Consider the following 14,431-nt stretch of genomic DNA (forward strand, 5'->3'; position numbering starts at 1 on the left):
GGACGAGTCGTCAGGATATACTGCCGGGGGACCGGGTTCCATCCTGCAGCTTCGAAGGGGTACGCCATCCGCGCTCGCATCGGGGGCTTGCAGCCAAGGCTCCCGTCTCTGAAAAAGGGCTGTCGGATGCCGCGTGTCTTCGTCACGGCTTTGTGATGCCATTATAGCGACGATCAGGCGAGCCCGTCAAGGCTCGCCGCCGCCCAATCCTTCCCTGCGCTGTCCGGCGCAGTCGGGACAGCCCTCGCAGATGCCGATCCGGCTGTCGAAGATCGACCGGATCGTGCGCACGACCTGATGCTCCGGATCAGACGTATGGATCCGGATCGAAGCCGGCGAGGCGGCGATCAGGCTGCTCAGCACCATGTCCTCCATGTTCAGCTCCGCGTCCACGAGCTCGGACAGCGCCTTTTCCTCCGACCGCATGTCGAGCGGCTCGCAGCGCTCGTCGAGCAGCCGGATGCCGCGCTCGGGCTCATGCAGCACATGCACGAGGCCGCGGCGGCTCGGCTGCGAGGCTACATAATACTTGAGCAGCGAGATGAATTCTTGATACTGCTTATCCATCACGTATTCTTCGACCGCGTACTCCGCCGCCTCCCGCAGCTCCTGCCAATAGCCGTGCAGGCGGAACGTCACGTAGCCCTGCAGATGCAGGCTCGAGTTCTCCTCGATGTAGGCCCTCAGCTCGGCGGCGATCCGGCCGCTCCGCTGGCTGCGTCCGGCTGTCGGCGAAGGACCGTCCTCTCCGGGGCTCCACTGCTCGCCGGACAGCACGAGGCCGCAGCAGCGCTCGACCGCAAGCTCCTCCTCCCGCGAATAGCGGTAGTTCTTGCGGATGATGTGGCGGATCAGATCGCCCTCATGCCGATCGACGATATAGTCGGACAGGACGCTGGCCGCGCCGTCGTACAGCAGCGCTCCGTGCTCGCCGAGCCGGAAGCGGGGCAGATTCGCCATGCAGCTCAGCCGGCAGCCCTCCTCCGACAGCCGCCAGCTCCAGAGAGGCTCCTCCGAGGCGGCTCCGTTTTGGCTCGCGACCGAGGCGGCGAGCGCGTTCAGACGGTCCAGCAGCGCGGCTCCGCCGTCCTCTCCTTTATCGATGAGCTCCACGACAAGCAGTTCCATCGCCATCCGCCTCCCTTCCTTCCGCTAGTATATGGCTGAGCGCGGTCGGATATGCGGCTCGGAAGGAGTCGGCTCCAAGCCCTATAGATGTAGGAAAATGGTGGTTAATCATGAAATATCTATTTAGAGGAGGATTGGATTGAATCCATATTCATGGTATATTGGTTAACGTGCGTGCATCATTAGCTTTCTAGCTGGAGTGAACCTAACCTTGGATGATCAATTGCTCGACTTCACCCGGGCGCGTTGGAACCGGATGCTGATGAACGGCTTCTGGTGCCTGCTCGTCTTGATGGTCATATTGGAAGGCCTGTTTCTGATCTTCATCACTCCGCTTGCTCCGGATGTCTTTCTGCGGCGCTACATGCTGCTGCCGACGTCACTCCATCTGAGCGTGCTCGTGCTGACGGAGCTCTGCCTGCGCTTTCTCGAGGAGCGGCTGCGCGACTATGCGCTGCTGGCGGCTTCCTCGCTGCTGACCTTCATCATCGTCGACATCAATATCGAGATCGGCTACATCATTCCGGCGCTGTTCCTGCCCGTGCTCGTCTCGATCTTCTACTTCTCTTCGCGCAAGCTCATCGCCGCCGTCGTCATGTCGCTGACGACGCTGTACAGCCTGTACTTCTTCAACCGGAGCCTGGACATCTCCGTCGTCGGCATCCTGTCGCTGACCGCGATGCTGGGAGCGTTCTGCCTCATCGCCTGGGGCGTCATCTCCCGAGGCAAGGAGATGCGCAGCTACTACATCCACGCCGCCAAGTCCAACCAGGAGCTGCTCGTCAAGAACATCCTGATGGACAAGCTGGCCAAGACCGATGCGCTGACCGAGCTGTACAACCATATTACGTTCCACGAATACCTGGACAAGCTGATCGAGCATCACGATACGACCTCGATGCCGCTGCAGCTTGCCCTCATCGATATCGACAACTTCAAGTCCGTCAACGACCAGTTCGGCCATCGCGCCGGCGACTCCGTGCTCAAGCAGGTCGCCGATCTCGTCCGCTCCCAGGCCGGCATGAACGACTTCGTCGCCCGTTACGGCGGCGAGGAGCTGGCGCTCATCTTCACGGACAAAAGCGCCGACAAGTCGCTGCAGCTCCTCGAGACGATCCGCCATAACATCGAGGCGGCCTCGTACGAGGAGCTCGGCTCGCGCAAGATCACGGTGAGCATCGGCTTCGCCGATTACCTCGGCGAGGGCAAGGAGCGATTTTTCGTGCGCACGGATCAGGCGCTTTACGCCGCCAAGTCCACGGGCAAAAATCGCATCGTCACCGCCGCAGCGGAGCCCGACCCCGGGTCGAAGTCCCGCTTCGCGTGGCAGTGAGTATTATGACAGCCCTTTCCTGCGGGAAGGGGCTTTTTTTCAGCTTTGCGGAGCGGGTGAAGCCGGGACCCGCGAAGCGGAGCAAGTGAAACATGGACCCGCTTCGCGGAGCGAGTGAAACCTGCATCCGCTTCGCGGAGCAAGTGAACCCTGCATCCGCTTCGCGGAGCGGGAACTCGTTCCGATCTCCCTGGAGCCCAGATTCCTTTGATTCTATTCTTCCGAAACGGAAGGAATCCGGCCTCCAAGGGAAACGCTGACGCTTCTCCACGAGCCCCCGTCCGCTTCGCTCTTTGGTTTCAACGATAGGCTCGGTGCCCTCGCTCATTACCGCTAGCCCCATCACGATCCGATCGGTTAAGTGCTAATGCCGTCTTTCGTGCTCCAACCCGAATTAATCGGGTTACAGCGGCTCACAAGCCCGTCTCTTAGGCTCCAACCCGAATTAATCGGGTTACAGCTGCTCGCAAGCTCGTCTTTCAGCCTCCAACCCGAATTAATCGGGTTACAGCTGCTCGCAAGCTCGTCTTTCAGCCTCCAACCCGAATTAATCGGGTTACAGCTGCTCGCAAGCTCGTCTTTCGGCCTCCAACCTGAATTAATCGGGTTACAGCTGCTCGCAAGCTCTGCCTAGTTCAAACTCATGCTTCGCGCTTGGTATTCGGTTTGCATTGCCTTGTTCCAATTGCATTGCAGCTTCTTTGGACTCGTTCCGTGTTTTCTCGAAACGCCTCTGCTGCCCCTCTACTTGCCCGAGTTATTCGGTTTTTCCATGCAACTCTCACCGGGTCGGCCTCCGCTTGCCCGAGTTACTCGGTTCTTCCGCGTAACTCCGACTGTTTGGCCCTCCCAATGCACGAGTTACTCGGTTTTTCCGCGCATCTCCGACCGTTTGGTCCCTGCTTGCCCGAGTTACTCGGTTTTTCCGCGCAACTCCGACCGTTTGGCCCCTGCTTGCCCGAGTTACTCGGTTTTTCCGCGTAACTCCCTCCGTTTGCCCCTCTACTTGACCGAGTTACTCGGTTTTTCCGCGCATCTCCAAAAGGATAGTTGGCGTGCCGGCTCTACGAGGGGGGCACGCAAGCGCCTTGGTTCGCGCCAGCGATTTGGTTTATACGCCCGAGTCGAGGGGGGAGAGGCGGCAAGCCGCATGCGGCTTGCTGGCTGATCTGCGGCAGCCGAATCGTGCCGGCTGCGATAAGCGCCGCCGTCTCCCAGGTAAGCGGGAGACGACCCCTCCCCCAAATAAAAAGGGGGAGCAGCGGGCTGGGACAAGGCAAGCGAAGCGAGCCGATGCCTTTCGGAGAAGCGGCAGCGGTCCTCTTGGAAGACGGATGGCCTCCGCATGGGAGGTCAGGCAATCCGGGCATCCGGCTTCCAGTGGAATCGGAGAAAGGCTCGGTTCGCGCAGCGGACTTCTTGTCCACCGGAGTGGCTCGGATCGCGCAGCGGGCTTCTTGTCCACCGGAGTGGCTCGGATCGCGCAGCGGGCTTCTTGTCCTTAGTATGCTGTCGGCTGCCTGCCGAGAAAGGCCCGGCTCTCGCAGCCGACTTCTTGTCCACCGGGAGTGGCTCGGGTCGCGCAGCGGCCTTCTTGTCCACCGGGAGTGGCTCGGGTCGCGCAGCGGACTTCTTGTCCAACGGAGTGGCCCGGCTCGCGCAGCGGACTGCTTGTCCACCGGGAGTGGCTCGGATCGCGCAGCGGACTGCTTGTCCACCGGGAGTGGCTCGGTTCGCGCAGCGGGCTTCTTGTCCAACGACAAAAAAGCCCTTTCCCGGAATCGGGAAAAGGCTCCTCCACTACGTCCAGCTTCAGTTCTGCATCACAAAATCGCGCTCGGCATGCTCGCCCTCGTGGAAGACGCGAAGAATGTCATACCGCGTGTTGCGCTGCGCGGGAATCTTGCCGGCCTCGCGGATATACTGCAGGATCAGCTCGATGTTGACCTTATGCGTCGTGCCGGCGGCGGAGACGACATTCTCCTCCAGCATCGTGCTGCCGAAGTCGTTGACGCCGTAAGACAGCGACTGCTTGCCGATCTCCGGCCCCATCGTCACCCAGCTCGCCTGCATGTTCGGGATGTTGTCCAGCATGATCCGGTTGATCGCGACCATCTTGAGGTATTCCTCCGGCTTGGACTTCTCGCGCTTGAGGTTCGTGTTGTCCGGCTGGAACGGCCAGGTGATGAACGCCAGGAAGCCGGGCGAAGGATAGCCGAGCTCCTTGCACTCGTCCTGCGCCTCGCGCACGCGCAGCATATGCAGCGCCCGCTCCTCCATCGACTCGCCGAAGCCGTACACCATCGTGGCGGTCGTGTTCATGCCGTTGCGCCAGGCGGCCTTCATCGTGTCCATCCAGTCCGTCCAGGAGCCCTTGAGCCGGCTGATCTTGCGGCGCGTCCGGTCGTCGAGGATCTCGCCGCCGCCGCCCGGCAGCGAGTCGAGACCCGCCTCATGCAGCTCGCGCAGCGTCTCGTCGAGCGACAGGCCGGAGAGCACCTTCATCTTTTGGATCTCCGCCGGGGAGAAGCTGTGCATCGTGATGCCCGGGAACCGGTCCTTGATCTTGCGCAGGATATTGAGGTAATACTCGAACGGCAGGTCCGGGTTGACCCCGCCCTGCATCAGGATCTCGTCGCCGCCGACATCCACCGTCTCCTGGATCTTCTGCAGGATCGTCTCGTCCGGCAGCACATAGCCTTCCTTGGAGCCCGGCGGACGGTAGAACGCGCAGAAGCGGCAGTACACGTCGCATACGTTGGTGTAGTTGATGTTCCGGCCGATGTTGAAGGTGACGATCGGCTCGGGATGGCGCCGCCTCATGATCTCGTCCGCGGCCCGTCCCATTTTTTCAATCTCGTCCGACTCCAGAAGGACGATGCAGTCCTCGAGGCTGATCCGCTCGCCCTGCAGCGCCTTGTCCAGCACGCGGTCCACTTGTTGCATCCTTGCGGCCTCCTTCTATCGCGAGGCGGCGACCGGGCCCGATCGCCCGGCGGCGCCGCCGCTGTCATGATTCACTACGTTCCTATTTTCACAGCCTATCGTAACATGAACGGCATCCCTCGTCACGTTGCAATCCCGTGACGTAGAGCGAGCACGGAGGAGCAAGCGGAGCTTCCGCCCGCCGCAGCCGCTCCATTCAAGCCGCGCGCGGTGTTGCATCCGAGCTCGGCTTGTGTCCACGATGCAAAAAGCAGCCCGGCCGGACGAGCCGACGGGACTGCTAGGAAAAAAGTCACATCTGAAAACCGTCAGTTCTCGTCAAGCGCCTGCTCCAGATCCTCCAGCAGGTCGTCGATATGCTCCAGCCCGACGGAATAGCGCAGCAGTCCGTCGCCGATGCCGCGCTCGGCGCGGACCTCCGGCGGCATCGCGGCATGCGACATCATCGCCGGGTAGGAGAGGATGCTCTCGACGGCGCCAAGGCTGACCGCGACGAGCGGCAGCTGGACGCGGCTCAGCACGCGCTTGGCCCGCTCGCCGCTGCCGACGTCGAACGAGACGACGGCCCCGTAGCCGAGCGACTGGCGCTCATGCACGTCGCGGCCGGGATGCTCCGGCAAGCCCGGATAGTAGACGCGGACGATGTCGCGGCGCGCGGCGAGCCACTCGGCGAGCCGTCTCGCGCTGCGCTCGCTCTGGTCCATGCGCGCCTGCAGCGTCTTCATGCCGCGCATGAGCAGCCAGCCTTCCTGCGGGGCGAGCACGGAGCCGAGGCCGTTCTGCAGCGCGTACAGCCTTTTGCCGAGAGCCTCGTCCTTCGTCACCGCCAGCCCCGCCAGCACGTCGCTGTGGCCGCCGAGGAACTTGGTCGCGCTATGCAGCACGATGTCGACGCCGAGCTCGAGCGGACGCTGATGATAGGGCGTCATGAACGTGTTGTCGACCATCGTCAGCAGGCCATGCTGCTTGGCCCAGGCGGCGACGGCGGCGACATCGGTGATCTTGAGCGTCGGATTGGACGGCGTCTCCATGAAGACGGCGGCCGTGTTCGGCTTCAGCGCCGCCCGGACCGCACCCAGGTCGGTCATGTCGACGAACGTCGTCTCGATGTTCATGCGCGTCAGGATCGTCGTCAGCAGCCGGTACGTGCCGCCGTAGACGTCCTCGGTGACGATGATGTGGTCGCCCGCCGACAGCAGCAGCAGCGCGCTCGAGATCGCCGCCATGCCGGAGGCGAAGGCGAAGCCGCGCGTGCCGCCCTCGAGCAGCGCGATCGCGCTCTCGACCGCCGCGCGCGTCGGGTTGCCGGAGCGGCTGTAGTCGAACGCCGGCGGGGCGTAGATGTCATGATGGTGGAACGTCGACGCCTGGTTGATCGGCACGCTGGAGGCGCCGGTGACCGCGTCGATCTCTCCGCCGAAATGCAGCAGCTTCGTGGCGAAGCGGCGCTCGGAGGGCGCCTTGTGAGGTCCGCGCGCGTCGTCCTGCCCCGGTACGCGGCCGCTCATGCCGTCACCTCGCCGGCGATCTCCCGGCGCGCCGCCTCCAGCGCCTGGCCGAGATCGGCGATCAGGTCGTCGGCATGCTCGATGCCGACGGAGAAGCGCAGCAGCCGGTCGTCGACGCCGACGGCGCGGCGGATCTCCTCGGGAATGTCGGCATGCGTCTGCACGGCCGGATACGTCATGAGCGACTCGACGCCGCCGAGGCTTTCGGCGAAGGCGATCAGCCGGATATGCCGCAGAATCGGCTCGACGTAGCGCGCGTCCTTCACTTTGAAGGAGAAAATGCCCGTGTTGCCGGACGACTGGCGGTTCTGCACGTCATGGCCCGGATGCTCGGGGAGCGCCGGGTAGAACACCTCCGCGATCGCGTCATGCCCCTGGAGGTACTCGGCCAGGCGGGTCGCATTGTACTGATGGCGCTCCATGCGCAGCGCGAGCGTCTTCATCCCGCGCATGAGCAGCCAGCTGTCCTGCGGACCGAGGACGGCGCCGATCGAGTTGTGCAGCACCGCCATCTCGGCGGACAGCTCCTTGCCCTTGGTGACGATGAGGCCGGCGAGCACGTCGTTGTGGCCGCCGAGATATTTGGTCGCGCTATGGATGACGATGTCGGCGCCGAGCTCGAGCGGGCGCTGGAAAAACGGCGTCAGCAGCGTGTTGTCCACGATCGTCAGGATGCCCTTGGCCTTGGCCCATGTACAGACGGCCTCGACGTCCGTAATCATCATGAGCGGATTCGTCGGCGTCTCGATGAGGACCGCCTTTGTATTCGGCTGCAGCAGCTTGTCCATCGCCTCGATGTCGTTCGTGTCGACGTAGGAGGTCGTGACGCCGAAACGGGACATGATGCGCTCGAGCAGCCGGTACGTGCCCCCGTACAGATCGAGCGAGACGATCAGATGGTCGCCTTGGCTGAACAGCGCGAAAATCGTCTGCAGCGCGGCCATGCCGGAGCTGCAGGCGAAGGCGGCGTCGCCCGATTCGAGCTCCGCCGCCGCTTCCTCGAGGACGGCGCGGGTCGGGCTTTTCGTGCGGGCGTAGTCGAAGCCCGTGCTTTCGCCGAGGCGGGGATGGCGGAACGCCGTCGCCTGGTATACCGGGAAGCTGACGGCACCGGTGACGGGCTCTTGGATGGATCCGATCTGGGCAAGGCGGCTTTCAATCTTCATGGGCTTCAAGGTCTCCTTTGCGAATCAGATATGCGCGCCAAGCTCGAACGGCGTCTGCTGGTACACGTAATAGTTGAGCCAGTTGCTGTAGAGCAGGTTGGCATGGGCTCTCCAGGTCGACAACGGCTGCCGGGACGGATCGTCGCCCGGGTAGTAGTTGGCCGGCAGCGCGATGGCCATGCCTTTGGCGATGTCGCGGTCGTACTCGTACTTGAGCGTCTCCGGATCATATTCGGAATGGCCGGTGACGAAGATCTGCCGTCCGTCCCGCGAGGCGACGAGGTAGACGCCGGCATCCGGCGACTCGGACAGGATCTCGAGATCGCCGATGCGCTCGATGTCCTCGCGGCGCACGTCCGTATGCCGCGACTGCGGCACGAAGAACAGCTCGTCGAAGCCGCGCAGCAGGCTGACGTTGCGCTTGCTGATCGTGTGCGGGTAGACGCCGAAGATCTTCTGGTCGAGGTCGTATTTTTCCACTCCGTAGTGGTGGTACAGTCCCGCCTGCGCCGCCCAGCAGATATGGAACGTCGAGGTGACGTGGCTGCGGCTCCAGTCCATGATGTCCTTGAGCTCCTCCCAGTAGGTGACCTGCTCGAACGGCAGATGCTCGACCGGGGCGCCGGTGATGATGAGCCCGTCGAAGTACAGATGGGCCACCTCGGAGAACGTCTTGTAGAACGACTGCAGATGCTGGGAGCTCGTATTTTTGGACGTGTGGGACTGCGGATGCAGCAGCACGACCTCCACCTGCAGCGGCGTGTTGCCGATCAGGCGCAGCAGCTGCGTCTCGGTCGTCTCCTTGGTCGGCATCAGGTTCAGGATCGCGATCCGCAGCGGGCGGATGTCCTGCTGGTAGGCGATGCTCTCGTCCATGACGAAAATATTTTCCTCCGCCAGCACTTCCTTGGCCGGCAGAAAATCGGGCACTTTGATTGGCATGATGGTCACTCCTTCTCGGCTAGCGAATCGGCCGTACCGAATACCGTCACGGATAAGGGCGCAAAAAAAGACCCCTATCCTGACAGAGAGGGGTCGTGTATGGAAACACATGCACCTCTCTCATCTCTCAGACATGCGCTTCATGTCCGCAAGAATTAGCACCGTGCGTGTCAACGCCGGTTGCCGGGCTTCATCGGGCTGGTCCCTCCGCCTACTCTTGATAAGAAAGTTACGTATTCAGTTCGTGGTCAGGTTGCTGCTCCCCTCTACAATAAGGGTTGCGCCGTCCTCCGTCAAGAATCGTTTGCAGGAAACAAGAGCGAGCAGGGAATAATCATTGTCAAACCGCGTCGATCCCTGTAGAATGAAACCGTTTGTGCATGCGGCCGGAGGCAAGCCTAGCCGATCCGCATCGTTCCGACCATCCGCTAGTCGAAGGGGCGTCTTAGTCAAATGAAAAAAGAAATCGGGGTGCTGGAGCGGCCGGCAACCGGGCTCGGCCTGCTGCTGAGCCTGCAGCATCTGTTCGCGATGTTCGGCTCGACCGTGCTCGTGCCGAACATCCTCGGCGTCGATCCGGCCATCTGCCTGCTCATGAACGGCATCGGCACGCTGCTGTACATCTTCATCACCAAAGGCAAGATTCCCGCGTATCTCGGCTCGAGCTTCGCGTTCATCGTGCCGGCTCTGACCGTCATCGGCACCCAGGCATCGGGGGGCGGCTACGCGGCCGCGCTCGGCGGCTTCATCGCCGCCGGCGTCGTCTTCACGATTGTCGCGATCATCGTGCAGCTCGCCGGCACCGGCTGGATCCACGTCATCTTCCCGCCCGCCGCGATGGGCGCGATCATCGCCGTCATCGGCCTCGAGCTGATTCCGGTCGCCGCCGGCATGGCCGGCTGGATCAATCGGGAGCCAGGCAGCGAATGGACGCCGAATACCGATGCCATCCTGCTGTCGATCGCCACGCTGCTGCTGACCGTGCTCGGCTCGGTGCTGTTCCGCGGATTCCTGAAAATCATCCCGATCCTGGTCGGCATCGTCGGCGGCTACATGCTCGCCTGGGCGATGGGAATGACGGGACCGGCAGGCGAGGCCGTCGTAGACGCGGCTTGGCTGAAGCTGCCGGTGTTCACGACGCCGGAGTTCCACCTGAGCGCGATGATCGTCATCGTGCCGGCGGCATTCGTCGTCATCGCCGAGCATGTCGGCCATCTGGTCGTCACCGGCAACATCGTCGGCAAGGATCTGTCCAAGGATCCCGGCCTGCACCGCTCGATGCTCGGCAACGGCATCAGCACGATCCTGTCCGGCTTCGTCGGCGCGACGCCGAACACGACGTACGGCGAGAACATCGGCGTGCTGGCGATTACCCGCGTCTACTCGACGTACGTCATCGGCGGGGCCGCCGTCTTCGCGATCCTGCTCAGCTTCCTCGGCAAGTTCTCGGCGCTCATCGCCTACATTCCGGAGCCGGTCATGGGCGGCGTATCGCTGCTGCTGTTCGGCGTCATCGCCGCCTCGGGACTGCGCATGCTCGTCGAGTCCAAGATCGACTACAGCCGCCCGACCAACCTTTACCTGACGACGATCGTGCTCGTCGCCGGCCTGAGCGGCGCGAAGATCGTCATCGGCGACTTCACGCTGTCGGGCATGGGCCTCGCCACGGTCGCCGCCATCGTGTTCAGCCTGCTGTTCAAGCTGTTCGAGGTGACCCGCCTGTCCAACGACAGGGAGGAGTCGGCTCACTGACCGCGAGCGGCTGCAGGCCGCTTGCGCCGCGCCAGGCGCATCGCGCCGAGCGCGCATCGCCCCTCATGCTCATCCCATCCAGACAGGACGAAACGGAGACGGACTCCGCTTCGTCCTGTTTGTCTTTTCCTTCTCCGCCGCGCAAATGTCCGATCGTGAACGGATAATTTCTCCAATTCAGCCGGTAGGTTGTCCCGAACCTCCCGCTTATACTAGGAGGGATTGATGAAATCGCTTTCAGAAAGCGGGCTTGGACTCGTTCCTCTCCTAGTCCCGCTTGCTGAAGCCGACGAGAAGAAGGAGCTGATCGGATGTTCAAGAAATGGAGCGTTGCCGCTCTGGCCGCCTGCCTGCTCGCGCCGCTGGCCGTCCCGCCTGCGTCCGCGGCGGCAGCCTCGGCGGAAGGCGCGGAGCCTGCCGTGCGTCAGCAGCCGTACGCGTGGAGCCGCGCCGCGGTCGTCGGAGGAGGATACATCCCCGGCATCGTCTACAGCGAGGCGGAGGCGGGGCTCGCGTATGCGCGCACCGACATGGGCGGCGCCTACCGCCGCGACGCCTCGACCGGGGGCAAGTGGAAGCAGCTGCTCGAAGGCGTCGGCATGGAGGAATGGAACCTGCTCGGCGTCGAGAGCATCGCGGCCGATCCGTCCGATGCCGACCGCGTCTACGCCGCTCTCGGCACGTATACGAACGACTGGACGGACATGAACGGCTTCATGTACCGCTCGAGCGACCGCGGCGAGACGTGGCAGCGGACAGAGCTTCCGTTCAAGCTCGGCGGCAACATGCCGGGCCGGAACATGGGCGAGCGGCTCTCCGTCGATCCGAACGACGGTCGGGTGCTGTTTTTCGGCGCGCGCAGCGGCAACGGCCTCTGGAAAAGCTCCGACGCCGGCGCGACCTGGGCGCGCGTCGCGTCGTTCACCGCGGTCGGCCAAGTCGCCGACGACTACATGAAGGATCCGCTCGGCATCGCCTGGGTCGTCTTCGACAAGTCCTCCGGGCAGCCGGGCAGCCCGACGCCGACGCTCTACGCCGGAACGGCCGAGCGGACAAGCCCGATCTACCGCTCGACGGATGCCGGCGAGACGTGGCAGCCGGTTCCGGGCCAGCCGGAGCAGGGCTTCCTGCCGAACCGCGGGGTGCTTTCGCGCGACGGCCGCCTCTACGTCAGCTATGCCAAGGACATCGGCCCCTACAACGGCGGCGAAGGCTCGCTTTGGGCGCTCGATACGAAGAGCGGCGACTGGACCGACATCAGTCCGGAAGGGCCCGGCTCCACCTCCAGCCCGTACGGCGGGCTCGCGGTCGACGCGCAGAACCCCGACATCGTGATGGCCGCTACGCTGAACAAGTGGTGGCCGGACGAGCAGATCTACCGCAGCCTCGACGGCGGCCGCAGCTGGACGCCGTTCTGGACGTTCGGCAGCTATCCCGAGCGCGTCAACAAGTACGAGCTGGACTACTCGCTGTCGCCATGGCTCGACTGGGGCCGCAAGACCGATCCGCTGCCGGAGACGTCGCCGAAGCTCGGCTGGATGATCGGCGATCTCAAGATCGATCCGTTCGACTCCGACTCCTTCCTCTACGGAACCGGAGCGACGATGTACGGCTCGGACAACGCGACCGCGATGGACCGTCCGGTCACGGTCGGCGGCGACGTGTACGAGAAGGTGCGCATCTCCGTCAAGGCCGAAGGCATCGAGGAGACGGCCGTGCTCGGCCTCGTCAGCCCGCCGTCAGGCGCGCCGCTGCTGAGCGCGATGGGCGACATCGGAGGCTTCCGCCATGCCGATCTGGGCCGTGCGCCGGAGATGATCACGAATCCGTACATCGGCTCGAGCACCGACATCGACTATGCCGAGCTGGATCCGAACGATGTCGTGCGCGTCGGCAACGTCTCCGGCAGCGATGTCGGCATCGGCGTCTCGCATGACAACGGCGTCACCTGGCAGCCCGGCGCCAATCCATGGGGCAGCGGCGCGTCCGTGAACGGCGGCTTCGTCGCGATGGCGGCCGACGGCGGCTCGATCGTCTGGGGAGCGGAAGGACAAGCCGTCTATCGTTCGACGGACGACGGCGCGACGTGGACCGCAGCGGCCGGCATCCCGGCAGGCGCGATCGTCGCCTCCGACCGCGTCGATCCCGACCGCTTCTACGGCTTCGCGGACGGCGTGCTGTATGCGAGCGAGGACGGCGGAGCGACGTTCGCCGCGACCGGCGCGGAAGGGCTGCCGCGCAAGATCACGAGCAAGCTCAAGGCCGTGCCCGGCCGGGCGGGCGAGGTGTGGATCGCCGGCGGCCGGGACAACAAAAATCCGGACGACGCGTTCGGGCTGTACCGCTCGACCGATGCCGGCGCGACGTTCGAGCGTCTGGACGGCATCGAGGAAGCGGTCACGATCGGCTTCGGCAAAGCCGCTCCGGGACAGGACGAGCCGGCTCTGTACAGCTACGCCAAGCAGGGCGGCCAATGGGGCGTCTACCGCTCCGACGACGGCGGCGCGAGCTGGATCCGCATCAACGACGACGCCCATCAGTTCGGCGCCGCCAACCGGGCGATCACCGGCGATCCGCGCGTGTACGGCCGCGTCTACATGGCGACGAACGGCCTCGGCATCGTCGTCGGCGAGCCGTCCGGCGAGATCGAGCCGCTGCCGGGCACGAGCCCGGACCCGCAGCCGAGCGCGGAGCCGAGCCCGAGCGTGAGCCCGGATCCGCAGCCGAGCGCGGGACCAACGGCATCTCCGGGAACGGGCGGCGTTCCGTCGCCAACCTCGGCTCCGCAGCCGACGCCAGCCCCGACGCCGGCCCCGTCGGCCAGCGCGGCTCCGACCGCCTCGGCAGCTCCGAGCGCCTCGCCTTCGCCTTCCTTCATCGACTTGAAGGAAACGCATTGGGCCGCAGCGGCCGCGAGCGGGCTGGCCCGCCTCGGTCTCGTGCAAGGAGTGCCGGGCGGCCGCTTCGAGCCGCAGCGGCCGATGACGAGAGCCGAATTCGCAGCGCTGCTCGTCCGCGCGCTGCGGCTGCCGGCGGCGGAGCCGGGCGCCTCGACGTTCGCCGACGTTCCGGCCGGAGCCTGGTACGCCGCCGAGGTGAGCGCCGCGGCCAGCGCGGGCCTCGCGGCCGGAACCGGCGACGGCCGCTTCGATCCGGCCGCTCCGATCCGGCGGCAGGACATGGCCGTCCTGCTCGAACGCGCGCGGCAGCGGCTCGACGCGGCAGGGAGCTCCGCGTCGCCGACAGCCGCTGCGGCCGAGTTCCGGGATCGGGAGGCTATCGCGGCGTATGCGCGCAGCTCGGTCCAGGCGCTGGCTGCTGCCGGCATTCTCGGCGGAGACGCCGAGGGCAGGCTGCTGCCGGCCAAGCCCGCGACCCGCGCCGAGGCTGCGGTCGCGCTGTGGCGGTTGCTGCAGCTGGTGCCGCAGAGCCGATAAGGCAGCGCAGCCCGGCCTGGATCGCGGAGCGCCGCATCCAGGAAGGAATAGATGAGAAAGGCCGCTCCTAAGCGCGCAAAGACCCTCGATGGCAGAGCCGATTCTGCGTATCGAGGGTCTTTGCGCTCTGCTGCCATTTTCAGCCGGCGGCGTGCGGGCAAAGCCAGCCTCGGAGGCGTGGTCCGGAAAGCTGACGGCTCGTCCTGCGCTAAACCGATG

At 64.5% G+C, this 14,431-nt stretch carries 8 protein-coding genes and 1 riboswitch; of the genes, 3 read left to right on the forward strand and 5 right to left on the reverse strand.

Features of this window, described 5'->3' with window-relative positions:
• Positions 1–186 precede the first annotated feature (186 nt).
• Positions 187–1,134, reverse strand: a complete 948-nt coding sequence (locus NYE40_RS18225; RefSeq protein ID WP_052333319.1) for a putative sporulation protein YtxC — start codon at positions 1,132–1,134, stop codon at positions 187–189.
• A 205-nt stretch (positions 1,135–1,339) separates the two neighbouring features.
• Here NYE40_RS18225 and NYE40_RS18230 point away from each other — a divergent pair, with 205 nt between their 5' ends.
• Positions 1,340–2,461 (forward strand): GGDEF domain-containing protein, encoded by a 1,122-nt coding sequence (locus tag NYE40_RS18230; RefSeq protein WP_043111414.1) that lies wholly within the window; start codon positions 1,340–1,342, stop codon positions 2,459–2,461.
• 1,812 nt (positions 2,462–4,273) lie between these two features.
• Here NYE40_RS18230 and mqnC read toward each other — a convergent pair.
• The 4 genes from mqnC to metA all read right to left on the reverse strand — a co-directional run bounded on the left by mqnC (position 4,274) and on the right by metA (position 9,023).
• Positions 4,274–5,407: a cyclic dehypoxanthinyl futalosine synthase gene (mqnC, locus tag NYE40_RS18235; RefSeq protein ID WP_028599250.1), complete on the reverse strand. Its 1,134-nt coding sequence runs from the start codon at positions 5,405–5,407 to the stop codon at positions 4,274–4,276.
• A 308-nt stretch (positions 5,408–5,715) separates the two neighbouring features.
• The gene (locus NYE40_RS18240; RefSeq protein WP_043111415.1) at positions 5,716–6,915 is read right to left on the reverse strand and encodes an aminotransferase class V-fold PLP-dependent enzyme; all 1,200 of its coding nucleotides are present in this window, start codon (positions 6,913–6,915) and stop codon (positions 5,716–5,718) included.
• Positions 6,912–8,081: an aminotransferase class I/II-fold pyridoxal phosphate-dependent enzyme gene (locus tag NYE40_RS18245; protein ID WP_028599251.1), complete on the reverse strand. Its 1,170-nt coding sequence runs from the start codon at positions 8,079–8,081 to the stop codon at positions 6,912–6,914. Before NYE40_RS18245 ends, NYE40_RS18240 begins: the two co-directional genes overlap by 4 nt.
• A gap of 24 nt (positions 8,082–8,105) precedes the next feature.
• Entirely contained in the window at positions 8,106–9,023 is a 918-nt protein-coding gene (metA, locus tag NYE40_RS18250; RefSeq protein ID WP_028599252.1) for a homoserine O-succinyltransferase, read from the reverse strand.
• A 117-nt stretch (positions 9,024–9,140) separates the two neighbouring features.
• Positions 9,141–9,250: riboswitch (SAM riboswitch) on the reverse strand.
• Positions 9,251–9,476: 226 nt separating this feature from the next.
• Here metA and uraA point away from each other — a divergent pair.
• Together uraA and NYE40_RS18260 are read left to right on the forward strand one after the other, a co-directional pair.
• Positions 9,477–10,775: a uracil permease gene (gene uraA / locus NYE40_RS18255; protein ID WP_101808033.1), complete on the forward strand. Its 1,299-nt coding sequence runs from the start codon at positions 9,477–9,479 to the stop codon at positions 10,773–10,775.
• 311 nt (positions 10,776–11,086) lie between these two features.
• Entirely contained in the window at positions 11,087–14,212 is a 3,126-nt protein-coding gene (locus NYE40_RS18260) for an S-layer homology domain-containing protein (protein ID WP_101808034.1), read from the forward strand.
• Positions 14,213–14,431: the final 219 nt, after the last annotated feature.

Origin of the sequence: Paenibacillus sp. FSL W8-1187, from assembly GCF_037965485.1 — a bacterium.
Taxonomy (GTDB): domain Bacteria; phylum Bacillota; class Bacilli; order Paenibacillales; family Paenibacillaceae; genus Paenibacillus_O; species Paenibacillus_O pasadenensis.

Excerpts from the sequence above, each read along its gene's own strand:
- NYE40_RS18225 (WP_052333319.1), bottom strand. The coding sequence starts at position 1,134 with ATGGCGATGGAACTGCTTGTCGTGGAGCTCATCGATAAAGGAGAGGAC.
- mqnC (WP_028599250.1), bottom strand. The coding sequence starts at position 5,407 with ATGCAACAAGTGGACCGCGTGCTGGACAAGGCGCTGCAGGGCGAGCGG.
- NYE40_RS18240 (WP_043111415.1), bottom strand. The coding sequence starts at position 6,915 with ATGAGCGGCCGCGTACCGGGGCAGGACGACGCGCGCGGACCTCACAAG.
- NYE40_RS18245 (WP_028599251.1), bottom strand. The coding sequence starts at position 8,081 with ATGAAGATTGAAAGCCGCCTTGCCCAGATCGGATCCATCCAAGAGCCC.
- metA (WP_028599252.1), bottom strand. The coding sequence starts at position 9,023 with ATGCCAATCAAAGTGCCCGATTTTCTGCCGGCCAAGGAAGTGCTGGCG.
- uraA (WP_101808033.1), top strand. The coding sequence starts at position 9,477 with ATGAAAAAAGAAATCGGGGTGCTGGAGCGGCCGGCAACCGGGCTCGGC.
- NYE40_RS18260 (WP_101808034.1), top strand. The coding sequence starts at position 11,087 with ATGTTCAAGAAATGGAGCGTTGCCGCTCTGGCCGCCTGCCTGCTCGCG.